This window comes from Gluconobacter kanchanaburiensis NBRC 103587 (assembly GCF_007988905.1).
Taxonomy (GTDB): domain Bacteria; phylum Pseudomonadota; class Alphaproteobacteria; order Acetobacterales; family Acetobacteraceae; genus Gluconobacter; species Gluconobacter kanchanaburiensis.
On sequence record NZ_BJVA01000018.1, the window covers coordinates 16,314 to 43,281 of the forward strand.

Annotated in this window: 26 protein-coding genes, 2 tRNA genes and 1 other RNA gene; 13 read left to right on the forward strand and 16 right to left on the reverse strand. The window is 59.8% G+C overall.

The genetic code is table 11. The features are described 5' to 3' along the window. Window positions 1–23: 23 nt before the first annotated feature. The 7 genes from GKA01_RS11770 to argC all read right to left on the reverse strand — a co-directional run bounded on the left by GKA01_RS11770 (window position 24) and on the right by argC (window position 7,299). Complete coding sequence (locus GKA01_RS11770; protein WP_146863291.1) at window positions 24–491, reverse strand: hypothetical protein; 468 nt, start codon at window positions 489–491, stop codon at window positions 24–26. A 9-nt stretch (window positions 492–500) separates the two neighbouring features. Beyond that, window positions 501–2,471 carry a serine/threonine-protein kinase gene (locus tag GKA01_RS11775; protein ID WP_146863294.1) on the reverse strand — a complete coding sequence of 657 codons (1,971 nt, stop codon included), beginning with the start codon at window positions 2,469–2,471 and terminating at the stop codon, window positions 501–503. Window positions 2,472–2,560: 89 nt separating this feature from the next. Next, window positions 2,561–3,850 carry an adenylosuccinate synthase gene (locus GKA01_RS11780; RefSeq protein WP_146863297.1) on the reverse strand — a complete coding sequence of 430 codons (1,290 nt, stop codon included), beginning with the start codon at window positions 3,848–3,850 and terminating at the stop codon, window positions 2,561–2,563. 57 nt (window positions 3,851–3,907) lie between these two features. Next, window positions 3,908–5,047 (reverse strand): ATP phosphoribosyltransferase regulatory subunit, encoded by a 1,140-nt coding sequence (locus GKA01_RS11785; protein WP_146863300.1) that lies wholly within the window; start codon window positions 5,045–5,047, stop codon window positions 3,908–3,910. Then, entirely contained in the window at window positions 5,044–6,201 is a 1,158-nt protein-coding gene (locus tag GKA01_RS11790; protein ID WP_146863303.1) for a phosphoserine transaminase, read from the reverse strand. The genes GKA01_RS11785 and GKA01_RS11790 overlap by 4 nt, the downstream gene beginning before the upstream one ends. A gap of 54 nt (window positions 6,202–6,255) precedes the next feature. Beyond that, window positions 6,256–6,339, reverse strand: a tRNA-Leu gene (locus GKA01_RS11795). Between the two features lie 60 nt (window positions 6,340–6,399). Continuing rightward, window positions 6,400–7,299, reverse strand: coding sequence for an N-acetyl-gamma-glutamyl-phosphate reductase (gene argC, locus GKA01_RS11800; protein ID WP_146863306.1), 900 nt, complete (start codon window positions 7,297–7,299; stop codon window positions 6,400–6,402). A gap of 174 nt (window positions 7,300–7,473) precedes the next feature. Between argC and mazG the strand changes: the two genes are divergently transcribed. From mazG to tgt, 4 genes are all read left to right on the forward strand, one after another. Then, on the forward strand, window positions 7,474–8,256 hold the full coding sequence (gene mazG / locus GKA01_RS11805) for a nucleoside triphosphate pyrophosphohydrolase (RefSeq protein ID WP_146863309.1): 783 nt from the start codon (window positions 7,474–7,476) through the stop codon (window positions 8,254–8,256). 158 nt (window positions 8,257–8,414) lie between these two features. Next, window positions 8,415–8,678 (forward strand): hypothetical protein, encoded by a 264-nt coding sequence (locus tag GKA01_RS11810; RefSeq protein WP_194265889.1) that lies wholly within the window; start codon window positions 8,415–8,417, stop codon window positions 8,676–8,678. Window positions 8,679–8,763: 85 nt separating this feature from the next. Then, entirely contained in the window at window positions 8,764–9,807 is a 1,044-nt protein-coding gene (gene queA, locus GKA01_RS11815; RefSeq protein ID WP_146863315.1) for a tRNA preQ1(34) S-adenosylmethionine ribosyltransferase-isomerase QueA, read from the forward strand. A gap of 29 nt (window positions 9,808–9,836) precedes the next feature. Further along, complete coding sequence (gene tgt / locus GKA01_RS11820) at window positions 9,837–10,982, forward strand: tRNA guanosine(34) transglycosylase Tgt (protein ID WP_146863394.1); 1,146 nt, start codon at window positions 9,837–9,839, stop codon at window positions 10,980–10,982. A gap of 23 nt (window positions 10,983–11,005) precedes the next feature. Here tgt and GKA01_RS11825 read toward each other — a convergent pair whose 3' ends face one another. Both GKA01_RS11825 and GKA01_RS11830 read right to left on the reverse strand, forming a co-directional pair. After that, window positions 11,006–12,037: a purine nucleoside permease gene (locus tag GKA01_RS11825; RefSeq protein ID WP_228120054.1), complete on the reverse strand. Its 1,032-nt coding sequence runs from the start codon at window positions 12,035–12,037 to the stop codon at window positions 11,006–11,008. Window positions 12,038–12,090: 53 nt separating this feature from the next. After that, window positions 12,091–13,629, reverse strand: a complete 1,539-nt coding sequence (locus GKA01_RS11830; protein WP_146863321.1) for an adenosine deaminase family protein — start codon at window positions 13,627–13,629, stop codon at window positions 12,091–12,093. A 157-nt stretch (window positions 13,630–13,786) separates the two neighbouring features. On the opposite strand from GKA01_RS11830, the gene queG reads away from it, so the two are divergent. Beyond that, window positions 13,787–14,845 carry a tRNA epoxyqueuosine(34) reductase QueG gene (gene queG, locus GKA01_RS11835; protein ID WP_146863324.1) on the forward strand — a complete coding sequence of 353 codons (1,059 nt, stop codon included), beginning with the start codon at window positions 13,787–13,789 and terminating at the stop codon, window positions 14,843–14,845. Then, entirely contained in the window at window positions 14,842–15,072 is a 231-nt protein-coding gene (locus GKA01_RS11840; protein WP_146863327.1) for a ribbon-helix-helix domain-containing protein, read from the forward strand. Before queG ends, GKA01_RS11840 begins: the two co-directional genes overlap by 4 nt. On the opposite strand, the gene GKA01_RS11845 is transcribed toward GKA01_RS11840, so the two are convergent. Further along, on the reverse strand, window positions 15,069–15,410 hold the full coding sequence (locus tag GKA01_RS11845; RefSeq protein ID WP_146863330.1) for a hypothetical protein: 342 nt from the start codon (window positions 15,408–15,410) through the stop codon (window positions 15,069–15,071). The two genes, GKA01_RS11840 and GKA01_RS11845, sit on opposite strands and share 4 nt — an antisense overlap. A 175-nt stretch (window positions 15,411–15,585) precedes the next feature. Here GKA01_RS11845 and GKA01_RS11850 point away from each other — a divergent pair, with 175 nt between their 5' ends. Further along, a complete protein-coding gene (locus GKA01_RS11850) occupies window positions 15,586–16,416 on the forward strand; it encodes a TerB family tellurite resistance protein (RefSeq protein ID WP_167506372.1) in 831 nt (276 codons plus the stop codon). Between the two features lie 230 nt (window positions 16,417–16,646). On the opposite strand, the gene GKA01_RS11855 is transcribed toward GKA01_RS11850, so the two are convergent. The 3 genes from GKA01_RS11855 to GKA01_RS11865 all read right to left on the reverse strand — a co-directional run bounded on the left by GKA01_RS11855 (window position 16,647) and on the right by GKA01_RS11865 (window position 20,953). Continuing rightward, window positions 16,647–18,104 carry a mannitol dehydrogenase family protein gene (locus tag GKA01_RS11855; RefSeq protein ID WP_146863333.1) on the reverse strand — a complete coding sequence of 486 codons (1,458 nt, stop codon included), beginning with the start codon at window positions 18,102–18,104 and terminating at the stop codon, window positions 16,647–16,649. A 160-nt stretch (window positions 18,105–18,264) separates the two neighbouring features. Next, the gene (locus GKA01_RS11860) at window positions 18,265–19,323 is read right to left on the reverse strand and encodes an FUSC family protein (RefSeq protein WP_228120052.1); all 1,059 of its coding nucleotides are present in this window, start codon (window positions 19,321–19,323) and stop codon (window positions 18,265–18,267) included. Window positions 19,324–19,360: 37 nt separating this feature from the next. After that, window positions 19,361–20,953, reverse strand: coding sequence for a Do family serine endopeptidase (locus GKA01_RS11865; protein ID WP_146863341.1), 1,593 nt, complete (start codon window positions 20,951–20,953; stop codon window positions 19,361–19,363). 125 nt (window positions 20,954–21,078) lie between these two features. Between GKA01_RS11865 and GKA01_RS11870 the strand changes: the two genes are divergently transcribed. The 3 genes from GKA01_RS11870 to GKA01_RS11875 all read left to right on the forward strand — a co-directional run bounded on the left by GKA01_RS11870 (window position 21,079) and on the right by GKA01_RS11875 (window position 22,583). Next, window positions 21,079–22,278: an Mrp/NBP35 family ATP-binding protein gene (locus GKA01_RS11870; RefSeq protein ID WP_194265888.1), complete on the forward strand. Its 1,200-nt coding sequence runs from the start codon at window positions 21,079–21,081 to the stop codon at window positions 22,276–22,278. After that, window positions 22,275–22,430: a hypothetical protein gene (locus GKA01_RS13650; protein WP_167506373.1), complete on the forward strand. Its 156-nt coding sequence runs from the start codon at window positions 22,275–22,277 to the stop codon at window positions 22,428–22,430. Before GKA01_RS11870 ends, GKA01_RS13650 begins: the two co-directional genes overlap by 4 nt. A gap of 78 nt (window positions 22,431–22,508) precedes the next feature. Next, window positions 22,509–22,583, forward strand: a tRNA-Thr gene (locus GKA01_RS11875). Window positions 22,584–23,309: 726 nt separating this feature from the next. On the opposite strand, the gene thyX is transcribed toward GKA01_RS11875, so the two are convergent. Next, the gene (gene thyX / locus GKA01_RS11880; RefSeq protein WP_146863344.1) at window positions 23,310–24,221 is read right to left on the reverse strand and encodes an FAD-dependent thymidylate synthase; all 912 of its coding nucleotides are present in this window, start codon (window positions 24,219–24,221) and stop codon (window positions 23,310–23,312) included. A 93-nt stretch (window positions 24,222–24,314) separates the two neighbouring features. Between thyX and ssrA the strand changes: the two genes are divergently transcribed. The 3 genes from ssrA (at window position 24,315) to GKA01_RS11895 (ending at window position 25,811) form a co-directional block, all read left to right on the forward strand. Continuing rightward, window positions 24,315–24,638: a transfer-messenger RNA gene (ssrA, locus tag GKA01_RS11885) on the forward strand. A gap of 119 nt (window positions 24,639–24,757) precedes the next feature. Beyond that, window positions 24,758–25,333 (forward strand): SspB family protein, encoded by a 576-nt coding sequence (locus GKA01_RS11890; RefSeq protein WP_146863347.1) that lies wholly within the window; start codon window positions 24,758–24,760, stop codon window positions 25,331–25,333. A gap of 85 nt (window positions 25,334–25,418) precedes the next feature. Then, window positions 25,419–25,811 carry a VOC family protein gene (locus GKA01_RS11895; RefSeq protein ID WP_146863350.1) on the forward strand — a complete coding sequence of 131 codons (393 nt, stop codon included), beginning with the start codon at window positions 25,419–25,421 and terminating at the stop codon, window positions 25,809–25,811. Window positions 25,812–25,850: 39 nt separating this feature from the next. Here the strand turns inward: GKA01_RS11895 and GKA01_RS11900 are convergent, their stop codons facing one another. Both GKA01_RS11900 and GKA01_RS11905 read right to left on the reverse strand, forming a co-directional pair. Next, the gene (locus GKA01_RS11900; protein ID WP_146863353.1) at window positions 25,851–26,069 is read right to left on the reverse strand and encodes a hypothetical protein; all 219 of its coding nucleotides are present in this window, start codon (window positions 26,067–26,069) and stop codon (window positions 25,851–25,853) included. A gap of 100 nt (window positions 26,070–26,169) precedes the next feature. Continuing rightward, window positions 26,170–26,967 (reverse strand): ABC transporter ATP-binding protein, encoded by a 798-nt coding sequence (locus tag GKA01_RS11905; RefSeq protein ID WP_146863356.1) that lies wholly within the window; start codon window positions 26,965–26,967, stop codon window positions 26,170–26,172. Window position 26,968: the final 1 nt, after the last annotated feature.

Here is a 26,968-nt window from a genome sequence, read left to right on the forward strand (position 1 = left end):
AGCCGGTCCCGCCCGTTCGTTCTTCAGGCGGCGGGAGAGTCGTCTGACGACATCCATTCTTCCTGAAGATAGGCGATACGCTTTTCAATGGACTTGCGCTCGCGTCGCGCAACTTCCGCATTCCACAGCCTGCCCCCGATGGCGGATGCCTCTGCGACAAGCCACGCTGCTCCGACGGCAAGCCAGTCCAGCGCAAGCGTAATCGGATTGGTGATCTGGGCAATGCATGTGTCCCAGTCACCATTTCCGGCCCAGGCTTCATGAAGCGGATGCACCATGACCGCGCCGACATAAAACAGAACAATCATGATACGCTGACTGTCCGCATTAGGATCGACAAAACGCAGTGCAACCAAGGGAAGCAGCAGGACTCCGGCAACCAACAGACTGCCAGGCACATAGGACAGCAGCAGACCAATAATGATTCCGTGCCACCAGCGAAATCCGGGGGCACGCAGCATCGTTTCTTCCGCCTGTTTAACCGATGCCATAATGGGTCCTCACCGACAGAATTCCAGCCAGACGCTTGCCATAGCCACTGCAATACCCGTCAGAAGTGAAAAAAACTCGCCGGAATTACGGGCTTCGCGATCGTTTGCGGCACGCCGTTCAGGCGCTTCATCCATGACACGCATCAGATTGCTGATCTCGGCCTCTGCTTCCTGTGCCTGCCTATGATCCAGCCTTAGACCGGTCGGGTCATTCACGACTGCCAGAAACACACCCAGATTTCCGTCTTCTGCTGCCTTTCCAAGCCGCACACGCCGGCGTGCACGGGACGTCTTGCTTCGCCACTGCCTGAGTTCCGTTTCAAGGAGAGGCAACGCCCGTTTTGCAAGAAAACTGAGCGGCTTGGCATCGAATTTCCGTTGGACAGCCGCCAGCAGGGTCAGATCGGCCAGCCAGACCGGAAGACCGGCCTTCTGGGACAGAGAAAGAGGCACAATGCCCTGTCGACCACAGCAGGCTTCGAGGAATGAACGCATCTGATCATCCAGAAAACCCGAACGACCGAGAACATCCTCGGGAAGATCTTCAATCCCCGCGTGGCGGTCAAGCCATTGCGACAGGCCGTCGGGAAGAGAGATCCGCTCTTCCCAACACCGTTTTGACAGGCAGGGAAGGAAACTGTTGGTGTCATAGGGAAGACGTCTGACCAGTTCGAGGCCTTTCGCCCCCGCACGCCGGGCCACAACTGACAAAGCTGTGATCTGCTGCCCCTGACGACGAGGCAGATGCGCTGAAACAAACGCATCGGGATTTCCAGCCATGAAGTTCAGGATATTGCGGATTGTCCGCTCTTCATCCGGCGTTGCAGGTTGTACCACTGCCTGCGCAACCATACGAGGAAGGGCCTCCGGCCAGAACCATATCCCTCCCCAGAACATTGGGGCCGCGGGGTCGAGCACCGAAATCGCATGTGTGAGGACCATCGTCGCAGGATCGACGGCCTTGCCTCCCCCAGCTGGCAGAAAGGACGCGCTCGCCTGTTCGATCAGGCTCGCCATGACAGACAGTTCAAGTTCGCTGTGCAGCCAGTTACTGACGACCTTCCGTTGCAGAAGCCCAGAAAATTCTGTCGGATGTCGTCCCGCGTACCAGGCCAGAGCCTGAGGGGTATAAACGGCATTTCCGCCGATCATGAGGGGGACACGGGCTGGCAGGATCGAACGGACGGTAAAAAGCTTACTGGGCGCGATCGTCACCAGATCCCGGGGAGACGGACGATTGACAGGATCGTCCGCCAGCATTGCCGTCAAAAGGGAACGCAGCCCCACCGGGACGTTCTGCCCCTCCATATAGGCCGCAGGCGTTCCCACTTCGAAACGGCGCCGGAGAATATCCGTGTCGGACAGCCCCTCCAGCGGCAGCTTTCCGATCGCAAGCGCCAGAATCATCACGCCCAGCGAGAAAATATCGTCGTCGATCGTGCCGTCGCCACGCGCAGAAGGGCGGCAGACAGCGGAGGACAGGGGCTCGAAAACGACAGCCTGATTTTCCGCAGGAGCTCCCACGCCCAGAGGGCCAAGGACAATCTTGTGCAATCCCTGTCCCACGAACAGGTTATCCGGTCGGATATTACGACAGGTCAGGCGTGCTGCTTCGAGGCTCTGGAACAGGGAGGCAAAGGGCCGGATGACGCCGTCGATCAACTGGCTTTCCGTCCAGAGTCCCAGACCTTCCGCAAGGGAGGGGCCGGGCGGATGCGGACACAGGATCCAGAGCGCGCCTGCAGAATATTCATGAGCCTGAATCGGAATCACGCTTTCATGCCGAAAGAACATAATTTCCGAGAGGCGGGCCGAGGGAGCAACAGGGGCGAGCGCGAGATAGGAGTTGCCCGCTGCCGTCATATCCTGGGCGGTATATGTCGCACAGCCAGCCAGATCGGGCTGTTTGTGATCCAGGCTGATCAGATACCGCTCAGCGATGAGCAGTTCCTGGCTATTGTCTGCCTGTGTGTCGGCCATTGAAATCCCGTTATGCCCCTGTCCGGTCTTTTGTGACGGACAGGGATTGAGACTTCGTTAATGCCCCGGCCGATTCCAGGGATCTCAGTTCAGTCTTCGAACGGATCGCGCATCAGGATGGTGTCGTCGCGTTCTGGGCTGGTGGAGAGCAGCGTCACCGGAGCTTCGATCAGTTCCTCGATGCGGCGGACATACTTGATGGCCTGTGCGGGAAGTTCAGCCCAGGAACGGGCACCAGCCGTCGTTTCCTTCCAACCCGGCATCGTCTCGTAAACCGGCTTCACGCGGGACTGTGCCCCCGGAGCGGACGGGAACGTTTCGATTTTCTGGCCGTCCAGTTCGTAGCCGATACAGATGAAGATCTCGTCCAGACCGTCCAGAACGTCCAGCTTCGTCAGGGCGATGCCGCTGACGCCGCCGACACGGACGGCACGACGGATCAGAACCGCATCGAACCAGCCGCAGCGACGGGGGCGACCGGTCACGGTGCCGAATTCATGTCCGCGCTCACCGAGGGTCCGGCCGGTCTGGTCGTGCAGTTCGGTCGGGAACGGCCCCTCGCCCACGCGGGTCGTGTAAGCCTTGGCAATTCCGAGCACGAAGCCGACAGAAGACGGACTGACACCGCTGCCCGAAGCTGCCACGGCCGCAACCGTGTTGGAGCTCGTGACATACGGATAGGTGCCGTGATCGACGTCCAGCATGACAGCCTGCGCACCTTCGAACAGGATGCGACGACCGGCACGGCGGGCTTCGTCCAGACGGTCCCAGACCTGGCAGGAGAACGGCAGAAGACGCGGCGTGATCTCGGTCAGGAAGTCCTTGAGCTGCTCCTTCGTGAACGTCTCGGCACCCAGACCGGCGAGCAGCGTGTTGTGGTGCAGGAGCAGTTCGTCCAGCTTCCAGTCCAGCGTCTCGGGCTCGGCCAGGTCGCAGATGCGGATGGCGCGACGGGCGACCTTGTCCTCATAAGCCGGGCCGATGCCACGACCGGTCGTGCCGATCTTGTGCTCACCACGGGCAGCTTCACGCGCACGATCGAGCGCGCCATGTACCGGCAGGATCAGCGGAGCGTTCTCGGCAATCCATAGCGTCTCGGGCGTAACGACAAGGCCCTGCCCAGTGACGCGGTCGATCTCGGTCATCAGGGCTTTAGGGTCCACAACGACGCCATTGCCAATCACGCCGATCTTGCCACGCACCAGACCGGACGGCAGCAGCGACAGCTTGTAGACCTGATCGCCCACAACCAGCGTGTGACCGGCATTGTGGCCGCCCTGAAAGCGGACGACGATATCGGCGCGGCTAGCGAGCCAGTCGACGATTTTGCCTTTACCCTCGTCTCCCCACTGGGTTCCGATCACGGTGACGTTGGACATGAGTTGACTTCCTAGAACTGACAATACGGGGCGGGAGAAACGAAAGGGATCGGCAGGTCAGAGCGGCTGGGCCGCACCATCCTTCCAGACATGGGTGCAGCGCAGATGACGCGCCTGAGCGAACTCGTCTTCGTCGTGAGACAAGGCGGACACCGTGGCGTAACCGGCCTTGTGCAGGCCGGAGAGACTAGATGCCTCCAGATTAACAGGCACATAACAGCGCGGGCGCGACGCAGAGATCGGGGCGGCACGCAAAAGGGCTTGCGGGCGGAGCGTCAAGCCACAGGCAGGCTCCTGCCCTGCCAGATAACGTCCACCACGTCCCAGTTCCTCACGCGAGCTGGTCGAAAATACCGTCACGCAGAGGCCGGTATGATAACGCCAGCCCCGGAAATCGACGGGATCAATGGTCAGCCGCAAATCCGGACTGCGCTCTCGGATCGCAGCCACGGAGGCCGCAAGACGTTCAAAATGTCCGGCAATGTCCTTGGGGTAATCAAGTTCCGCCAACAGATCCAGTGCACGGTCGGCAGGACCGGCAGCACGGAGCATAACAGCCAGCATTCCGGCAATCGGACCACCCAGTTCCGCCACGGCGCTTGCATCCTTGCGGTCCAGCGCATACAACAAGGGTTCGCGGTCGGCTTCGGGAATGACGCCTTCAATCAGTCCCAGCGCCAGAGCGGGCATGGACAGATCGAACGACACCCCCTCGATTCCGAGCTCTGCAAGCGCCTTTGCACCGAGCGCAATGACTTCAGCATCAGCCTGAGCACTGTCGGGGCCGATCAGTTCGATCCCTGCCTGCGAGACCTGACGGTCGGCTTCACGTCCGGGCGTGCCGACCACGATGCAGCTTCCCGAATAGGACAGGCGCAGAGGACGGGGGGCGTCCTGGAGACGAATGCTTGCGATCCGGGCGATCTGCGTCGTCATATCCGGACGCAGAGCCATCATACGATGCGAGTTCGGGTCCATGAGGCGGAAGGTCTGTGGCGCAAGGGATTCGCCCGCGCCACCCAGCAGGGACGTTTCAAACTCCAGCAGTGGCGGACGCACCCGCTGATAGCCATGACGGGAAAAGGCTTCCATAACGCTGGCAATGCCGCGGGCTTCGGCTTCGGCTTCCCCGGGAAGCAGATCGGCAAAGCCAGAAGGCAGCAGAGCAGCGCTTGGCACTTCAGAATACAGGCTCATGCTGAAAATACCGCACGCGTCTGTTCATGGGCCCAGTCCAGCCAGGGCAACAGCGCTTCAATATCTGCCGTCTCGACCGTCGCGCCCCCCCAGATCCGCAGACCGGCCGGCGCATCGCGATAGGCGGCCAGATCGTAACCCGCCCCCTCCTCAGCAACGAGGCCAGTCAGATGCTTGACCGCTTTGCCCTTTGCGTCGTCAGACAGGCGCTCAAACCATGGCGCCGTAATTTTCAGACAGATCGACGTACTGGACCGGGTCTCTTCCCGTACCGAAAGAAACGACACCCAGTCCGCCGTCTCGATCCATTTCGTGACGACCGCCAGATTCTGCTGCGAGCGTGCCTTGAGAGCGGGTAGCCCTCCGATCTGCTCGGCCCAGCGCAGACCATCCAGCGCATCCTCGACGCAGAGCATGGACGGCGTGTTGATCGTATCGCCTTCGAAAATGGCTTCGATCAGACCCTTTTTATTGGCCAGACGGAAGATCTTGGGGAGCGGACGCGGGGATGGTTGCGCCAGACGGGCAGCCGCACGGGGGCTCAGCGCCACCATGCCATGCGCGGCCTCCCCTCCCAGCGCCTTCTGCCAGGACCACGTCACGATATCGAGCCGGTCCCACGGCAGATCCATCGCAAACGCCGCAGACGTGGCGTCACAAATGACCAGACCTTCGTGTTCAACAGGAATGGCGCTGGCATCAGGGATGCAGACACCCGACGTCGTACCGTTCCACGTCAGGACGACATCACGGCTCCAGTCCACTTCCTTCAGGTCTGGCAACTCACCATAAGGCGCCTCCAGAACGCGAAGGTCTTCGATTTTCAAAACGTCATGCAGATCCTGAGCCCAGGTTCCGGAGAAGCTCTCAAAGGACAGGACGTCGATACCGCGCTCACCGGCGAGGGCCCACAGGATCATTTCCACGGCTCCGGTATCAGAAGCCGGAACAATTCCAACGCGCCAATCCGCCGGAATACCGAGCAGGTCTCTAGAGCGGGTAATGACCTCTTTAAGGCGCACACGACCTTCCGGCGCACGATGCGAACGGCCCAACAGAGCCTGGTCCAGGCCGGACAGGGACCAACCGGGGCGCTTGGCGCAGGGACCTGAGGAAAAGAACGGGCGGGAGGGTCTGACAGTCGGCTTGGACATGCTCGTTCCGGGCTGATCGGTCCTGAGGCCATTCCGGCAGGAAATGACCGCTCATGGTGCGAGAGAGGGGACTCGAACCCCTATGCCTTTCGGCGGTCGATTTTGAGCCGACTGCGTCTACCGTTCCGCCACTCTCGCGCGGGCGGTCCGCACCCTACTGCATTCCTCACGAAAGGACCAGAGTGCAAAATGAGACCTTTAAAGCCCCAGCATCAGAAGCAGGTTCTGGATGGCGGCCCCCGAAGCCCCCTTGCCCAGGTTGTCCAGACGCGCGGTCAGGACAGCCTGCGCGCCATTATGATGGACACGCAGTTCCATGTCGTCGGTATTGGCCAACGTGTCAGCCACGAGCTGTGTTTCGGCGGGGACAACGCGCACATGGTCACATCCTGCATAGGCGTCCTGCAGCACGGCTTCGATCTCGGCTGCCGAAGGCTGGCCCGGCAGATCGTTCAGGTGCAGCGGGATCGACACGATCATACCCTGCGGGAAATGCCCGACCGACGGCACAAACAGCGGCTGACGCGTGAGGCCAGAATAGTGCCGGATTTCGGGCAGATGCTTGTGCTTGAGGTTCAACCCATACAGGAAGAAAGCCGGCCCACCGTTCCTTTCATGCTCTTCGATCGCAACCCGCCCTGCCCCGCTATAGCCGGAGACGGCATTGATCGAGACAGGATGATCGGCAGGAAGCAGACCCGCTCGAACCAGCGGCCGCATCAAGGCAATCGCACCCGTCGGATAACAGCCGGGATTGGCAACGAAACGCGCATCCTTGATGGCATCAGCCTGTGCTTTATCCATTTCGGGGAAGCCATAGGCCCAGCCATCCGCAATACGGTGCGCCGTACTCGCGTCCAGAATCCGGACATCCAGCCCTTCGGCCAGCGCCACCGTTTCCCGAGCGGCATCATCGGGCAGGCACAGAATGGCGACATCCGCCTGCTCAAGCATGGAGCGACGGGCAGCCGTATCCTTGCGCAATGCCGGATCGATGGACAGGATTTCCAGACCGTAAGAGGCCGGAAGGGCTTCGATCCGCTGGCGGATGCCCAGACCCGTCGTGCCTGCTTCCCCATCAATGAAAATGCGTGCCATACGCCATCTACCCTGTCTGCAAATCCGTTTCGCCCCGGCAGATGCCTGAAACGTCCGGCAGTCGTTTTACGTCGGGAATGTCATGCTGTCACCCGCTGGCACCCTTTGCGACGCTTTCATCCATAAAGCCACACGGGTATGAATCCTGCAGCACGATAACAGCAGGATGTTTCCATGACACACCCCTCCCCCCGGCAGATCGACCGCCTGCTGGACGTCATGAAGCGCCTGCGTGACCCGCTAAGCGGCTGCCCCTGGGATGTGGAACAGACCCCGGCGACGATCGCTCCCTTCGCGATTGAAGAAGCCTATGAAGTCATGGACGCTATCGCCCGTGACGACCGCGAGGCCATTCCCGACGAACTGGGGGACCTGCTGCTTCAGGTCGTCTTTCAGGCCCAGATGGCACAGGAAGCTGGTCTCTTCGATTTCGAGACCGTGGCAGGACTGATCGCCGACAAGCTCGTGCGCCGTCACCCGCATGTTTTCGGCGATGCTGCCCTGGATGACGACTCCTGGGAGCAGGAAAAAGACGCCGAGCGTCAGCGCAAGGCCGAATATGGCGCACTGGCCGGTGTTGCCCTTCCGCTCCCCGCCCTGATGCGCGCCGCAAAACTGAGCCGCCGCGCCGCTCGCGTGGGGTTCGACTGGGACGACCCCACAGGCATTCTCGACAAAGTCCATGAAGAGATCGACGAACTGAAAGCCGAACTCGGCGGAGACCGGGATCGCATCGAAGACGAACTGGGCGACGTCCTGTTCACCGTGGCAAGTCTAGCCCGCAAACTGAATATCGATCCCGAAGCAGCCCTGCGCCGGAGCAATGCCAAATTCACCCGCCGCTTCGAAGCGATGGAAACCATGCTCGCGCGCAAGGGGCAGACCATGGCCGAGCAGGACCTGCCGACCATGGAAGCACTCTGGCAAGAGGCGAAGACACTTCCTGGCATGAAATGACGCCTTGATTACAGATCATACCTTCATTGCGATTGAAACTGCTGCGAATACCGTAACCGCATACACTCCGTATCACTCGGTTACAGGAGTCCTTATCCTTTCTTAACCTTCTGATCCGAAACTGGTCTTCGTGTCTTCCCAACGGAGTCTTTTTCATTATGACAGGCATTTCTTCCATCGGCTCTTCGGCCATGAGCAGCCTTTACAGCGCGAGCAGCGCGTCGTCTTCCAGCGCATCCTCATCCTCCAGCAGCAGCTCCTCCACTCAGGAAACTACGACAACGAAACTGAATGCCGACGGCTCCACGACGACCATCGTCGAGGACGCCCAAGGCAACATCATTTCCGAAACGACCTCTGGGGGATCTTCCAACTCCGGTTCCAGCAGCAATACGAGCCATCTGCTCAGCGTTTCGGCCTGAAACGCACACCTGCTACACAAAAAGATACGTCAGGCCCGCGGGTCTGACGTTTTCATGCGGGCCGAACCTGCTAGAGAACGTTCCCATGACGGACGATCTCGCCCCCTTCGATTTCGAACTCCCCCGCGATCACATCGCGACGGAGCCTGCACGCCCGCGTGACAGCGCAACGCTGCTGCATGTCCGGCCTGGTCTGGCGCCTGATCCGCATATAATCCGCGAATTGCCGGATTTCCTGCGTGAAGGGGATCTGCTGATTGCCAACAATACGGCCGTTATCCGCGCCCAGCTTGCCGCTACGCGTGGCGAGGCAAAAATCGGCCTGACGCTTGATCGTATTCTGGCGGACGGAAGCTGGCACGCCCTGGCACGCAATTCCCGCAAGCTGAAGCCGCAGGACATCCTCCATTTCGGCGACGATCCCGTCACGGCGACCGTTGTGGAAAACGAAGGCGACGGCGCGGTCAGCATCCGCTTCTCGGTGGAGGGAGACGATTTCGACGCGTTCCTCGAACGGGTCGGCGCGCTGGCCCTGCCTCCTTATATTGAGCGCCCTTTCGGCCCGACGAAACAGGACGATACGGATTACCACACCATTTTCTCGCAGTACCGGGGGGCGGTCGCGGCCCCCACGGCGGGCCTGCATTTCACGTCTGAAGTGCTCGCAGCACTGGACGCAAAAGGCATCCAGCGCCGGACCCTGACGCTGCATGTCGGCGCGGGGACGTTCCTGCCCGTCCGCTCCACCATTGCCGAGCATAAGATGCACGCGGAATGGGGTGAGATCGACGCCGAAACCGCCGCCGCCATCAACGAGACCCGCGCCCGTGGCGGTCGGATCGTCGCCGTCGGCACCACGTCCCTGCGGCTGCTGGAAAGCGCGGCCCGCGAAGACGGAACCGTGGCCCCATGGCGTGGCGAAACCTCCATTTTCATCAAGCCCGGATATCGCTTCAAGGCGGTGGATGTGCTGATGACCAATTTCCATCTGCCGCGTTCGACGCTGTTCATGCTCGTCTGCGCGTTCAGCGGCACCGAGACCATGCGTGAGGCCTATGCCTACGCCATCGCCAACGGATTGCGGTTCTATTCGTATGGCGATGCCTGCCTGCTGGAGCGCGCACCATGAGCGATCATAAAACCGATCACGCCACCAAAATGACCTGGGTGCCTGAGGCGACCTGCGGCATGGCGCGCGCGGGCCATCTGCACACCCGCCACGGTACAGTCCCGACCCCGACCTTCATGCCGGTCGGCACCGTCGGCACGGTCAAGGGCATGACGATGGACGCTGTACGCTCTACGGGTGCAGGCATTGTTCTGGGCAACACCTATCATCTCATGCTGCGCCCCACGGCGGACCGTGTGCAGAAGCTGGGCGGCCTGCACAGAATGATGGACTGGCCCGGCCCGATCCTGACCGATTCCGGCGGATTTCAGGTCATGTCACTCGGCGCGCTGCGCAAGCTTGACGAAGACGGCGTGACGTTCCGTTCGCATATCGACGGCAGCAAGCACCGCCTGACACCGGAAATCTCGACCGAAATCCAGTTCAAGCTCGATGCGACCATCACCATGGCGTTCGACGAATGTCCAGCCCTGCCCGCCACGCCCGAAGCCCTGCGGAAATCCATGGAAATGTCCATGCGCTGGGCCGCCCGCTCCCGCGAGGCTTTCGTAGCGCGTGAGGGATATGGTCAGTTCGGCATCGTGCAGGGCGGCACCGAGCGGGACTTACGCGAATATTCCATCAAGGCCCTGACCGAGATCGGCTTTGAAGGCTATGCGATCGGCGGTCTGGCCGTGGGGGAAGGTCAGGAACTGATGTTCTCGACGCTGGACTTCACCACGCCAATGCTGCCGCAGGACAAAGCGCGATATCTGATGGGCGTCGGCACGCCGGACGATCTTCTGGGCGCGGTCATGCGCGGCGTGGATATGTTCGACTGCGTGATGCCCTCGCGCGCGGGTCGCACGGCCCGCGCCTATACCGAGCGCGGCGCCATCAATTTGCGCAATGCCCGTTTCGCCGAAGACACGCGCACGCTGACGCCGCATGACGATACACCCGTCGCTGGCCGCTACAGCCGTGCCTATCTGCATCATCTGTTCCGTGCCAACGAAATGCTCGGCCCGATGCTGCTGACATGGCACAATCTGGCCTATTACCAGCGCCTGATGCGCCAGATCCGCGCCGCCATCGTGGACGGCACGCTTAATGCTCTGGCCATAAAACTGCGCGAAGACTGGGCCAAGGGCGACTGGACCGAAGACGAATGGCCGATGCCGGATCTGACCCTGTAATCCGGGGCGTTGCCCCGGACTCATTACGGCGCTGACGACTGCACTAAAGGCAGGGCCTTGCCATATCGGTCCCAGTGCGTCGCCAGTTCCTTCACGACGACGCTCCCAACCGTATAAGCCGCATCCACCGAGGCCTGAAAACCCGAAAAACCCGTCTCATGCGCTTCATCCGACAGAAGCTGCGCCGCACTCTGCCCCGGCGGAGGCATGTCGAAGTTGCTGGCCGTCCGCAGGATCAGCGCGCGCTTCGGATCAACGCGCCCAGCCTTGCCCTGAAGCGCCAGAGCCTGACAGAACGCGACGTCTTCTTCCGCCGTCGTGGCCATCACACCCTGTCCATCCGTCCAGTATTTCACCCAGCGTTCGGCCCACTGGTTCATTTTCGCACCGACCCAGAACGTTTCGCCCGAAATCGTGTCGCCAAGCTGCACGGAAGGGGGCTTCTGGGCGGGAGCAAAACCGGTGTAACGCAGGCGCGATGCTTTCAAACCATCATTATCGGGAAGGGCGATGTCCTTCGTCAGCCCATAGGCCCACTGCACGAGGGCCGGGTCGAGCGTGTATTCCATGTCTCCCATGCCGGAATGCAGCGCAGGACGCGGCTTTTCATCCGGAGTGCTGCCCTGCACAGGCGTAAATCCGTCCGGCCAGGAGGCGGGAATTTCGCGTGGGTCCACCAGATGGGACAGACCGCCATTGATAACACGCGGTGCCCAGACGGCCGAACCGATGGTGCCGAAATTGGGATCAATTCCGCCAATCCCTGCCAGCACGAAATAGGCATGGCGTAGATCGAACCGCGGATCAAGCACGAGAGCCGTGATGGCCGAGGCCATGTGTTCCGGTCCCTCGCCGCTTGCGATGCCCAGAACATGCAGGTCCGGATTATAGTGCATCACGTCATGATCGGTGCCGGGGGCCGGGATCGTCTGCTGCAAGGGCAGTTTTTCGATCCAGTTCTGGTATTCACCCGCCGTATCCCCTGTGTCCTTGCCGATCTCGAAAGTCGTGACGACGACGACGCGAACGGGGATCGGGGCATGGGCCAACGCCATACCAGACGCATAGAGGGACAGGAGCGCAGCCCCAAAAACGGTTGAGACAGATTTCACTGGTAGAGACCCTCATGTGTAACAGCGGCTTCAAACGTGCAGAACCGCTCTTCAAGCGCCCATTGCAGCCGGGCTTTTTCGCTGGATTTCAAAAACGCCGTGCAGGACGCGGATATGATGGGCAAAGTCTGGCAGGCCGGAACGAACTGCCCCGGCTGATGATCGGACCACAAACTTTCACCCGGCACGAATGCATAGTCCAGCCCGGCGCGAGACAGCGTTTTCAGATCGGCATAGGACAGATCATAGGTCTGAGCCGCGCGGACATATTCCTGCGTCAGATCCCCGCGTGAGACGCCCTCATCATCCGTGGACAGCGCCATCGGCACCCCGGCCCTGCGATACAGCGAAAACGGATGTGCCGCGCCTTTGACGCCGAGTATCTCGTCATTGCTGGTGAGGTTGATTTCCACCATCACAAAACGCCGCGCCATTTCAGACAGCAGCGATTCAGGATCGTCCTCCAGTGCCACATCGACCCCATGCCCGATCCGGCTGGCCCCCGCCACTTCGACGGCTGCACGGATATGGTGCCGCAGCCCCTCAGTCGGGACGAGGCCCGTCGTGAGCTCACCGGCATGCAGGCTCAATTTCACGCCGGGATACACGCCGTTCAGAAAATGGAACATCCGCATATGCAGGTCATAGTCACGCATGGCGGTGGGATCGTCTTCGGGTGCCACGATATTAAGCCCGACGAAGCGCGGATCGGCCTTCACAGTTGCATAACCTGCATCGAGCTGAGCATAAACGGCCTGAGGCGGCAGCGTCCGTAGGGTCTGGAACAGGTAGCGCACCGTAACAGCACATCCCGGATGGGCCTGCGGTGTTCCACATTTCAGCACATCCTTCGCCTGAGCCTCCATCCGATCCGTCTCAGCACGCGCTTTCTGCACCAGTGCCGGAATTTCAGAGGCAAGCGCCTGATGCGCGGAAGCGAGGTCGTCGCCCTGCAACGGATGATGAAAACCGGCCCCGATCATCGGGCCGATTCCAGGCGAGATCATCAGTTCCAGATACGTCACATGATCCCGTGCGGCGCGGTCGCGGGCTTCGGCCAGCATCTCGCCCCCATGCGCATCGGCGATGGCGTTAAATCGGGCGAAGGTCGCGAAGAAATGGTCGTGGCCAGACGCATCGCCCGCAGACGGCACAAAATCGCGCATAGACAACGCATCGATCAGCGCGTTTTCCGATCCTGTATGATGCGACAGATCGGCAGCAGGAAACTCGCTGTCTCCCGGATGCGTGCAGGCATGATCGAGAATACGCTTTTCCGTCAGGGAGACGCAAAGCCCATCGCGCGCAGCCCAGTCCAGCATACTTTCGGCGTAGATCGCGCCGACCAGATGATTGTGCAGGTCCGCTCCTTTTGGGAAAGCCCGCAGGAACATGTTCAGACGGACCGGATCATTCCGGACATAATCATAAATCTGCGCGGCGGACGGGGCAGCGCGTGCGACCGAACTCAGTGCCAGAATGGACGTCATGCCCAGCACAGAAGCGGGCAGAATGGAGCAGAAAAGATGTCGCATCGCCCAACGATGCCGCTCCGCCCCCGGCGTGGCAAGCCATTTTCAGATCGTGACAAATCCTGTCTAACACCGCCATCCGCAACAGCAGAAAAGCTGGCCCGCTCGCGCTTGCGATGGCATAACGGCCTCCCGTTCACCGGCAAGATCCGTCCCTTCCATGCGTACGTCCCAAAAAGCCGACACAGGGCTCGAAACCCGGATTACGGATCATGCCCGCCATCTGGGTTTTGATGCGGTTGGGTTCTGCAAGGCCGAACTTGGTCCCGAAGTAGCGCAGGGATTGCGGGAATTCGTCGCACAAGGCCATCACGGAACTATGGAGTGGATGGAGACTCGCATCGAAGAACGCGCCCATCCCCAGGCGCTGTGGCCCGAAGTACAGAGCGTAATTTCGCTGGGCCTTTCCTATGCTCCTGCGGAAGGCCCAACGACCGATCCCGAATGCGGCAACATCTCCGTCTATGCCCGTAACCGCGACTATCACGACGTCATCAAAGGCATGCTCAAACATCTGGCGCAGTATGTCGTCAAATTAGGCGGACCGGAGACGCAGGTGAAGGTGTTCGTTGATACCGCGCCGGTTTCGGAGCGCGCGCTGGCGGAAAAGGCGCAGCTCGGCTGGACGGGAAAACACACCTGTCTCGTCTCGCGGGAACATGGCTCCTGGCTGCTTCTGGGCGAAATCTACACCACGCTGGAACTAACACCGTCCCAACCAACAGGCGGAAGCTGCGGATCCTGCACACGCTGCCTGACCGCCTGCCCGACAGATGCCTTTACGGCACCCGGAAAAATGGACGCGAGGCGCTGCATCTCCTATCTGACAATCGAGCATAAAGGCCCGATCCCTCACGATCTGCGCCCCAAAATTGGCAATCATATCTATGGGTGCGACGACTGCCTGTCCGTCTGTCCGTGGAACCGCTTTGCGGAGAGCGCGCGGCATATCAAACTTCAGGCGCGTCCTGAACTTGTCGCCCCAAAGCTCGACGAACTGGTCCGGCTGGATGATGTGGCCTTCCGCACGTTTTTTTCCGCCTCTCCGATCAAGCGGATCGGGCGCAACCGGTTCGTACGCAACGTGCTGATTGCTATCGGCAACTCCGCCGACCCAACACTGGCCTCGTCAGCACGGGCTTTGTTGAACGATCCGGACCCTGATATTTCCGAAACCGCGCACTGGGCCTTGAACCGCCTTGAGGGGCAGTCGGCATGAGCGATCTCGTCAAACGCAGCCTGTCGCTTTCAGGGCACCGGACGTCGGTTGCGCTGGAACCCGAATTCTGGACGGTGCTAGACGCGATGGCCGCACTGCGTCAGCAGAGCTTTGCGTCTCTGGTGGCGTCTCTCGACGCAGCACGGCCACCGGAACGCCCGCTGGCTTCAGCCCTTCGCGTCGCGGCGCTGATACATCTTCAGAAAGACCACCGACCGGGTAACTAGCGCCCGGCACCATCTCCGGACAGACCCAGCCAGTCCGGATGTCTGCGCTCGACCCAGCGCAGGACACGCCCTTGCAGGCGGCGGAAAAACGGAATGTCCTGTGACAGCAGCATCACGCCGACCGGCAGCATCCACAGCCCCAGAACCGGCAGAATAGACAACACGCCCCCCAGCAGGAATAGCACGCCCGCCGGAATCCGGACCCATCGGTGATCCGGCTGCCGCAGCCAGTTCAGCACTTTCTGCAACCGCTCAGGCAGACGCTTGATCAGAAGATCCAGCAGTTCGTCATCAGAGCGGAAAGGGACCAAAGTGGCAGCCTGGAACGAGGTGGACATACAAGTATCCGTCATAAAACGAATTGAAGAACCTGCGCCTTAAAAGCATGAGACGGCGATAGGTTCGTAACTCCCGCCTTATACCACACCGCAGGCCCGGGCGGTTGGCCCATCCGGAGCACCCTGCCTGCGATCTGTCATTTGCCGCTGTGAGCAGGCGTGCTAGATTGATGAAATGGCTATCTGGGGCAAGATGTTCGGTGGTGTCGCGGGCTTCGCGGTTGGTGGTCCTTTCGGAGCACTGATGGGCGCGGCGCTGGGACACGCTGCCGATAATGGTTCGCTGCTCAAACCCTCGACAGGCGGCTGGAGCGATCGTTTCCCTGCGAATGGCCGTCCCGATCCCAACAGCGCGGCCTTTTTCGGCGCGGCCAAGATCGCAGCAGCCCTCGGCAAACGCGACCAGCTCTATGCAATCGGCCTCGTCGCGCTCAGTGCCAAGATGGCCAAGATCGACGGGCCGGTAAACAGGCACGAGATCAACGCTTTCAAAACATGTTTCCAGTTCCCGCCCGATAACGTCAAAGAAGTGGGCATGCTGTTCGATCGTGCCCGCGACCGAACGGACGATTTCGAGATGTATGCCCGCGAGATGGGCAAGGCCTATGCCGACAATACGGCGCCTCTGGAAAATCTCATGACGGCGTTGTTCCGTATCGCCCGAGCCGATGCGGGGCCGAGCCGTGAACTGCACCCCAAGGAACTTGATTTCCTCCAGCGCGTACACCGCGCCTTTGGTCTGCCGTCCGGAGCATGGGAAAGAGCGGAAAACGGTAACAGCCGCGCGTCCAGCGGGAACGAACCGGATGCCTATCGCATTCTCGGCATCACCCGCAGCGCGACGGATACGGAAATCAGGGTCCGCTGGCGCACGCTGATCCGTGAGCACCATCCCGACGTCCTCGCCCAGAAACCCATGACAGAAGCTGAACGCAGGCGTGCCCAGGACCGCGTTGCGCGGATCAATGCCGCCTGGGACCGGATCAAGCGCGACCGCCAGCTCTGACTGACCGTTCTGGCAAGCGGCTTTGATCTTTCGCGATCATTGCGAAACTTTCAGTCGTGCGAAAACTACAGCACTCTCAACCGGCAAGAAAGATGTGCCATGGGACTGAGCATGGTCATCTTCGTTATTCTCGTCCTCATGAGCCATGATCTGATCTCGAAAAATCTCCGCATACAAAAAAAACCGCGCCCCTCACGAAGCACGGTTTTTCTCTCCTCTGGGAACGAGGGTCAGACCGGAATGGCGGCCTTCACTCCTTTTTCGCGGATCACTTTCCGCAATGCGATGACTTTCTGATCCAGTTCGGACGTATCCAGATCGCGCCACCCGTCGAATGCCGGGAGCTTCAGAGAGCTTTCGAAATCGTCAGCCTTGGCAAGCTTCCATTCGGCGTCACCATAAGTCGGCTCGGACGATTCATACGTCCCGCCTTTCTCGTCCCGCCCACGCAGCATTTCGAGATAGGACGCAATTCCGAACGCAATGCGTGACAGATCCCGCTTGCCTTCGATCGCCCGGCGCACGGTTTCCGTCCAGAACACCTGAACCTTGGAACAGCCGTCGCTGGCAATCCGGAGTGTCTGGTCCGACATCGCTTTGTTGGAGAAGCGGCTGATGACGCTGTCCCGGTAGCCTTCGAGCGTCATGCCTGAAGGCGCCTTCAGTGTCGGGATAACATCCTTGTTGAGGTAGTTCTTCAGATTGCCAAGGAGTTCACTGTCTTCAATGGCATCATCCACATTCTCATAGCCGACCAGAATGCCTGGGAAGCACAGTGTGACGTGCCCGGCATTGAGCATCCGGATTTTGACGTGCTCCCAGTCCGTCACGTCCCGGACCATCTGCACACCGGCTTTTTCAAGCGGCGGACGGCCATCTGCGAACTGGTCTTCCAGCACCCACTGGTGGAAATCCTCAGCCACCAGCGGCAGGTCGTCATCCAGCCCGCTAGCCGTGTTCAGCTTCTTCGCAATGGCCGTTGAAACGGTCGGGGTGATACGATCGACCATTCCGTTCGGGAAAGTCGCGTTCTCCTCGATCCATTTCGCCAGTTCCGGATCGCGCGCTTTCGCATAGCCGAGGAAGGCCTTGCGGGCGACATTGCCGTTATGGCGCAGGTTGTCACAGGACATGACCGTAAACGCCTTGTGTCCGGCATCCCGACGGCGACGCAGGGCTTCGACGACATAACCGAAGACAGTGGACGGCTTTTCCGGGTTCTGCAGATCAGCTTTCACCGCCGCATTTTCCAGATCGAACGCACCCGTCGTCTCGTTGATGTTGTAGCCACCTTCCGTGATCGTCATGGACACGATGCGGATGGCAGGGTCGGCCAGATGCTTCAACACGGCTTCCGGATCGGCCGGGGCGAGAAGATAATCGCGTAAGGCCCCCATGACCCGCACCGTGCTTTTGCCGGAAGGTGCCGTCTCGGTCAGGGAATACAGGCAGTCCTGCTTTTTGAACTCCTCAGCCTTTTTCTTTGAACGGTCGCTACCCGTCAGACCAACGCCAATGATCGCCCAGTCAGGCGCATGTTCGAGAATCTGCTCCACATAAAACGCTTCATGCGCCCGGAAAAAATTACCGACGCCAAAATGCACGATCCCCGGTTTCACGCCATCAATATCGTAAGGGGGCGCCTGGACATTGGCTGGAAGAGATTTGAGGGTTTCGCGCGTAATCATGGACTTCTCCGTGGTTTCGGGCCGGTCGCTGACGGGGACCGACAAGGCCGGGCATGGGCCATCATAACGCGGAAACAACGTGAGAGCCGAATGACGGTTTCAACAGCACTCCCGGCGCCGGAGACCGTGATGCGGAGACCATGCCATATCGGACATGCCTTCAGAGGTCCTTCGCGGCACTCGCATCCCCGCGCATCACCACCCCGACAACCCGCTCCAGATCTTCACGGAACAGGGACATGACAAAGCGCATTTCCGGCCGCGTTTGTTCTTCCAGACGCGGGAGAAGATCGAGAATTTCCTCATCTTCGGATCCGTTTTTATGCTGGCTGCTATTCCCCGAAAGCTGTTTTTCACAGCAATGCGCCAACGCACGAAGCGCATGACTCAGCCCTTTGTAGAGCGGCAGAAGTCCCGTGTTACCGGCCGCACGCCCCGTAGCGATCGCACGGGCCACCAGCATCGTGTCATTCATCAGCCGCCGCATGAGTCGCGGGAGAGCCGCCAGAACCGGGTCGCGCGTTTCCAGTTCGGCCCAGCGCTCACGCCGCGCTTCGGTCACGGCGTCTTCCAGTTCCTTCAGCAACGCCACGCAGTCATCGTTCTGATGTTCGATCGCCGTCCAGCCGGTATTCTGGTCAAGGGCGCTTTTAAGAAGCTGGTCCATCCGTCGCAGCAGACGCGCGGCCGTATGAAATGCCTGTTTGCGGGCACTGCTGTGCAGAATGAAGAATGAGACCACGATCGAAACCGCGACACCAACGACAATAGCGAGAAGCCGTGTGATCATGGGCAGGAACGGACTGCCATGACTGGGGAACAGATAGACGATCATCAACGTAATGCAGGCAAAGCGCAGCGTCGGCTGAATGGCTGTGAGAAACACCAGCGGTGCCAGCATGATCCAGAAGGGGATCCAGCGCAGGCCCGTCGTAATTTCCAGCACAACCGCACACACACCCGCCATCGCTCCGATCAGCGTGCCGCTGATCTGGTCCCGGGCCGTCGTCATGGTCTGGCTGATGCTGGACTGTGTCACGATCAGCGCTGTCACCAGTGCCCAGATCGTTTCCTGCAGATGCATGAGCGAACCCACGATCCACGCCGTGACAACCGAGACCAGAACCCGGATGGTCTGACGCGTCGCAGGGCGCATCACTTCGCGCCAACTGCTGTTCCGGGGCGGGATGGAGAGCCATTTCCGACTCAGGCGCGTCATGAAATTCATGGGGCCGTTTCAGCGCGAAGAGAACAGTTCAGTTCCCAAGGAATGGAACCGGAACCCAGCGCAGTCCGTCATCATCCTGAAGCAGCAGCAGTACTTCAGTCTTTTTGCGATCATGCAGGCGTTGTATGGCTTTTGCGAAATCGTCGGGCGTGTTGATCTGATCCTGCCCGACTTGCGTGATCACATTCCCTTCCGCAATCCCACGTGATGCGGCGGGGCTTCCAGCCTCGACACGCGAGACGAGGACGCCGCGCTGATCGTCAGAGAGCGCATATTGTGTGCGAGCATCGGCGTCGATCGAACTGACCGTCACCCCAAGCTCACCCAGGGCTGCATGGCGATGTTCCGGCTGATGCGTGTCGGAAGGCGGCATGTCCGGCGGCGTTGGAGACTGCGCGAGCGTGATCGGCAGCGTTTTGAAGGCCCCCTTGTGCCAGACCGTCAACTGCGCCTGCGTCCCCGGCAGGATGGACGCGATGATACGCGGCATGGTCTGGCCGGTCACATCCTGATCACCCACGCGGGTGATGATGTCACCAACCTCGAGCCCGGCTTTCGCAGCCGGTCCCTTGGGGTCGATTTCCGAGACCAGCGTGCCCTTGCCATTGGAACCGTCCGGCTTGTGGAAATCGAGCGTCTCTGCAATGTCGTTCGTCACGTCCTGGAATTTCAGGCCCATCCAGCCTCGCGAAACATGCCCCGTACGTCGGAGCTGATCGATGATCCCCCGCGCATCATCGGCCGGGATAGCGAAGCCGATACCAATGGAATCACCACCCGCGCCGCCATAGATCAGCGTGTTGATCCCGATGACCTCGCCAGAGAGGTTGAACAGCGGACCACCCGAGTTGCCGCGATTAATGGCGGCGTCGGTCTGGATATAGTCGTCGTACAGACCATGTTCGACATTCCGCCCGCGCGAAGAAATGATGCCTGCCGTCACGGTTCCGTTCAACCCAAACGGGTTGCCGATCGCCAGAACCCAGTCCCCGATCCGCGCCCTGTCGCTCCGGCCCAGCGGAACGGTCGGCAGCGGGTGTTTCGGCTTGACTTCCAGCACGGCCAGATCGACCTGACTGTCCCGCCCCACAATGCGGGCTGGCATTTCGGTCCCATCCTGCAATGTGACGCTGACCTGATCCGCCCCTTCGATGACGTGGTTGTTCGTCACGATAATGCCGGATGCATCGATAATGAAACCTGACCCCAGCGCCTGCTGGCGGCGCGGCGGCCGGTTCGGAGCGGGCTTGTGCTTCAGGTAATCGTGGAAAAACTTCTCTAGCGGAGAACCAGGTTGGAAAGAGGGCACCTGCGGTCCATCGGGATCACTGGAATCCGGCCCCTTGTCATCATTTTTGGCAGGCTTGAGCACCGCGGATGTCGAGACATTCACGACCGACGGCAACAACCTGTTCGCCAGATCCGCAAAGCTCGACGGCACGGAACGCGGCGCAGGTGTCGGCACCGAAGACGGCTGACCCGAGACCGGTGGCGCATTCTGGGCAAAAGCAGAGCCACCGCTCCATCCCCCGGCGACGGACAGAGCCAGACCGGAAACAGCAAGACAGGCAGCACGACGGACAGCAAGGCGGACGCCGGAGCGAACAAACAGGTTTCTCATACCCACACGCTAACGCAGAACGTGGCCCTTCGTCACCATCCTGCCGTTCAGGATGCGTTTTCGGACCTGCCATGCTAGGGTCAGGGTCCCTATCCGATATGACATTTCCCTGATGAGAGCCCGGCATGACTGACACCACGCCTCCGAACGACACGCCGCCCGGCTTTCCCGCAACGCATCCCGACAGTGCCGAAACCCGCATCGCCAACATCCTGAAATCCGAACAGGACGGACAGGGCTCGAACGTCCTGTCCTTTGCGGCCCTTGAGAGCGTCTCCGTCCGCAATGGACACGCGCATGTCTCACTAGCGACATCACGGGACAATGCGTCCCGCGTGGAGCCCCTGCGCCCGCGCGTCGAGGCGGCCATCACAAATCTTCCCGGCATTACGGGAGCCACACTGTCCTTTACGTCACACCGGCCCGCAACGCCCCCAGCTGCCAATGCAACGCCCCAGGGCGGCGGTCATCGACCGTTCAATCTGGGCGGCAAAAAGCGCAATGCTACCAGCAGACATGCCCCCGAGACATTGTTGCCGGGCGTCAAGGCCGTCATTGCCGTCGCATCCGGCAAAGGGGGCGTCGGCAAATCTACCACAGCCGTCAATCTGGCCGCAGGTCTCGCACAGGCGGGTATGAAAACAGGACTTCTGGACGCGGATATCTACGGACCGTCCTTACCCAGGATGCTCGGACGCAACACACGCCCCGAAGTCGTGGACGGAACGATCCTGCCGATCGAGGCCTGGGGCCTGAAAAGCATGTCCATCGGTTATCTGGTGGACGAGAACCAGGCCATGATCTGGCGTGGCCCGATGGTCATGGGAGCGCTGACGCAGTTTCTGGGCGAAGTCGAATGGGGCGAACTCGACGTTCTCGTGATCGACATGCCCCCCGGCACCGGCGACGCGCAGCTGACGCTGGCGCAGAAGCTCGGGCACAAGCTGGCGATCGGCGGGGCGGTCATCGTCTCCACCCCACAGGATATCGCTCTTCTGGACGCAAGACGCGGCGTGGCCATGTTCGAAAAGATGGAAACGCCCATTCTCGGCGTTGTCGAAAACATGTCCTATTTCTGCTGCCCGAACTGCAACCACCGAACGGAGCTGTTCGGGCACGGTGGCGCGAAAACGGAAGCAGAAAAAATGGGCGTACCCTTCCTCGCCGAAATTCCGCTTCTTGCGGATATCCGCGCCAGCGGTGACGAGGGCACACCAATCATATTGTCTGCCCCGGAGAGCGAAGCAGCCCATGCCTATAACAGGCTCGCACATGCCGTAATGCGTTCGCTCTCCCCTGAAATCAGTCAGAAAGCGCCATCATGATCCGTATTCTTCTGCTCGGCGCCTGCCTTACCGTCGCAGGCTGCACCCACACCGTGACACATCAGGGCCTGTCGGAAGACGGATACGGTTTCACTCAGGACTCGCAGCATCTTCCACCGCCCGCGGATCTGATGACGCCTGTTTCGCACTAAAAATCCCGCGTTCAGAGAAAATCGCTTTCTACCGCTTGACCTGACATACCGGGACATGGAAAAAACCGCGTTGCCGATGCCGGGTTAGCACAGTGGTAGTGCAGCGGTTTTGTAAACCGAAGGTCGGGGGTTCAAATCCCTCACCCGGCACCAGGCTTCCACAGGAATCTGCGCATTTTCCATACTGCACGGAACGCGATTCGTACTAACAGCCCCAGACAAAAAGCGGGATGCTTATCGGGCCGTCAAATAGGCTAGAGCCCTGCGAACGTGTGATGAGAGGGCTTTGCTGCGTACAATCAGCGACAGGGCAAAAATACTGCTCCCGATGAGACTTGCGCCTGAATAAAAACAGCCACCCGAAAACAGTAATCCCTAAATAATTTCAACGCTCTCCATGAAATGTGGGTATTCCAAGAATTCTCTTGACAGGATTGGGAGAAATTCTCATCCCGACCACGATCAGGGTCGTATTTTTCATAAAACAAATCAACCACTTAGCTAGAAAAAGATTTTATCTAGTCCGAATCGACATCTCACTGGAATACCCGACTCTCCTGTGGATAACTCTGTTTGTAAAAATTTTATCTAACGCTGTGGCAAGATTCTCACAACGATCGGCCTAGGTCTCTGGAGGCCAAACAGGCAATAAAAAAGGCAGAGCCTTCTCTCTTATGCTTTAAACTAAAAAGGCGAATACCTCAGGAAGCCGGCCATAGAAAATGAATGGAAACAGAGATCAAAACAAGGAAAGCCGCAAGAAGCGCCCATACTATAATATTAGGATGTTTTCCCTGTGACTCTTCAATCGGATCAGCCGCCTGCGCTGCCCGGGCTTCCTGCATCAGGCGTTCGAGATCGCTTGAAGCTGGTCCCTTCTCAGGCTGCTGCATCCAGAACCGCCATCATCTCGGACCATTCGCGCTTGGTCAGCCCTGAAGTTTCCTGAGTGACGGCCTCGCCTGTCAGGCGCCGACGCACCACATCCAGCATACCGGCTGAAAACGTAAAGGCTCCAAGGCGGTATTCCTGAAAAGCAGCCGCCGTGGCCGGAACCCATGCTTTCAGGATATCAATCATCTTTTCTGCATAGACGCGGATTTCGTACTGCGCATGGGCGTCGGCCCGCAGCGCCAGAAAATGCATCAGATTGTGCAGATCGATCTTCCAGTACCACTGCGTATAGGTATTCAGCGTCAGGTTCATCCGGGCGAGTTCTCGCGCGAGACCCGTGCCTTCGGGGTTCAGAAGACTTTCGTAATCATCGTAGCACTGACTTGCATCGCGGCACAGGATATCCAGTACCTCACGAGCCGTCTCCGGATCCAGAGCGTCGCTCCGACCCTGCCGATTCGAACTGCTCTGCGCGGCGACCTGATCCAGCGACGGGAGGTAGAATTCCCTGTCGAGAATGGAATAGCGCGCCGAATACTCGTTCACGCTGGCCATACGGTGACGGATCCACTGCCGCGCCACGAAAACGGGCAGCTTCACATGGAACTTGATCTCGCACATCTCGAAAGGAGTCGAATGGCGGTGGCGCATCAGGTAGCGGATCAGCCCCGCATCCTCGGATACTTTCTTTGTTCCCCGTCCATAGGACACACGGGCTGCCTGAACGACTGCACCGTCGTCGCCCATGTAGTCCACAACGCGCAGGAATCCATGATCCAACACCTCGAAAGGCGTGAAAAGCAGATTCTCCATCGCCGCCACGGTCGGACGTGAGGTCATCTGCGGTTCGTTGCGCTGCGCTGCGATTTCAGCGCGCTGTTCGGATGTGAGTGCCATGGCGGCGGCTTTAGCATGTGATTTCCCGGCCCGTCATCTGCCTGAATCCGGTTGACACGATTCCTGCGGCTTATTTTTTTTCCGCCCCGCTTTTCCCTTGCGACAGAGCACGCGCACTCCTATGTTCGGCGGTGCAAGGGGTTCGTCCCCGGCTATGGCGATAAACGGTAAGTGAAATAAGTGTTGTGGACCCGGGGGCAGTGCCCGGCGTCTCCACCATAAACACCCCTCGCAAAAGGGGTCTGTGGGGACGAAACAGGCTCGACACGCATGGTAAAGACTTATCTTTTGCCCGGTATTGTACCACCGTCATCGGGCTAAACTTACAAGTGCCAACGATAACTCAGAGGTGCTCGCTGTCGCTGCATAAGCGATAAGCGCGGTTCGGGAGGGCACCGGGCAACAGAAGCCCTCCCACCTCATTCACCATAAATGTAGAAGGCCTCTTCCCGGCCGTTTGCGATAAAGACGGCTTGCCATTGGCCGCGGTCTGTCGCATCCCTGAGCGGATAGACCGAAACATCAGGCTTGCGACCATGAGCGACGACGATCACAACGGCCAGGACGGCTTCGAGCACGATCTTCCGGAGAGCCTTCTCCCGTATGATGACTGGGTGGAAGATGCCTATCGCGAGGTTATGCTCCGAGCCATCGAGCATGTCGCCGCCGAGGGCCTTCCCGGGGCTCATCACTTCTATCTGACATTCCGCACCAACCGCCCGGATGTCATCATCCCGGCCCGTCTGCGTGCGCAGTACCCCGAAGAGATGACCATAGTCTTGCAGCATCAGTTCTGGGATCTGGCGCTGGACCGCGACAAGGGCATCATCTCAGTCGGACTTTCGTTTGGTGGCGTCGGCAGCATTCTCTGCATTCCCGTCAATGCCATCACGGCCTTTGCAGATCCGCATATCCGCATGGCCCTGCGCTTCAACTACTCGCCCCTCGACGATGACGAGGATATCGAGATTCCCGAGGACGCGGTGGAACCTGACGATATTGATCCTGCCCATCATCCGGATGTTCAGCCCGAACCACCCAAAGGCGAGGATGAAAAAAAGGATGCAGAGGTCGTCAGTCTTGCTGCGTTCCGCAAACGCCCCCAGAACTGATCCAGTCGTTTCGTACGGCGGCCTGCCTGAGCGGGATGGATTACGGTTCAGGCAAGCCTCACTGTCGCTCTCATGAGGGATACGCATGCGCTTCACCGTTGACCGTCTTGACCACATCGTGCTGACCGTCCGGGACAGAACCCTGTCAGCATCCTGGTATCAGCGCGTTCTGGGCATGGACATTGAGGAATATGGACGCAACAACCGCGTTGCGCTGAGCTTTGGCGGCCAGAAAATCAATCTCCGCCCTGAAGGCTCGGAGGGCTGGGAAACAGCAGGAGACGCGGCACCCGGTACGTCGGATCTATGCTTCACGACAGCCATTGCCAGCGAACAGATCATCCTTCACCTGGAAAAATGTGGCGTCGGAATCATTGAGGGGCCCGTGTCCCGTCTCGGAGCACTGGGACCGATTACGTCGGTTTACTGCCGCGATCCCGATGGCAATCTGATCGAACTGGCGTCTTACAGCGGTTGACGGACCGGCAGGGCAGATGGCCTGCCCCTGCCGCGCGCGTCACCAGTTTTTGGAAATGAGCCAGAACTCTTCGGACGTCACCGTGATGACATTGCAGCCTTCGGTTTCCGCCGCAGCCTTGGCGAGGGCGTGAATACGCTCAATCATGATCGTCTTGCGCTGATGCGCTTCGGACGTTTCCTTGACGGTCGAGAGGGTCTGCAAGGCGGACTCGCAGGCCTTGGCGACACGCGATGCGTCAACGGCGGCATAAGACATGAACTGTCTCCCTGAATGTAAAACCGGTCCCCAGCTTACTCCAGGGCCGCCGCGATACCAACTCCCGCGCCTGCGTTCACGTCGTCCTGTGTCGGCGACATCAGGCGGGAGTAAGAGCTACAGCCGCCTCATAAGCGTCCAGCACGTCATCGGTTGGGCCGTCCATCCGGATCTCTCCACTTTCCATCCAGATGATCCGCGTGCACCACTCCCTCAGAACTGTGAGGGCATGAGACGTTACAACGAGAATTTCCGCCGCATCGACCATACCCTCCAGACGGGCCTTCGCCTTGTCCTGGAATTTCTGGTCCCCGGCCATGAACCACTCATCCATCAGCAGGATCCGCGGGCGCGGCACTGTCGCGAGGGCAAATCCCAGCCTTACCGACATACCCGAGGAATACAGGCGCACTGGCAGGTCGAAGAACGCTCCCAGATCGGAAAAGGTCTCCACGTCCTGTTCCAATTCCAACGCCGCCATCCGCGACATCCCCATCCGGCAGGCGAAAAGCTGGATATTTTCCCGGCCCGTGAGCTCACGGTTCATGCCAGCACTCGGATCAATCAGGGCGTGGGTATCTCCCTCGATGTCCAGCAAGCCTTCCCCGGTTTCGTAGATTCCTGCCAGCACACGTAAAAGCGTTGACTTCCCCGCGCCGTTATGTCCGACGAGCCCCACCCGCTCGCCTTCCGAAATCGTGAAGCTGACATTGATAAGGGCCTGCACTTCCACGACGTCGGTCGAATTTCCGCTGACACGCATGCGGCCGCCCACTGCGCCCGTTTTTGCCGTCATGGTGCTTTTCGCCCGCGCCAGAAGCGTCTTCTTCAGCGAACGCGAGTTTCCATGCAGAACAGGAAAAGACAGGGAAATATCTTCAAGACGGATATGAGCCATG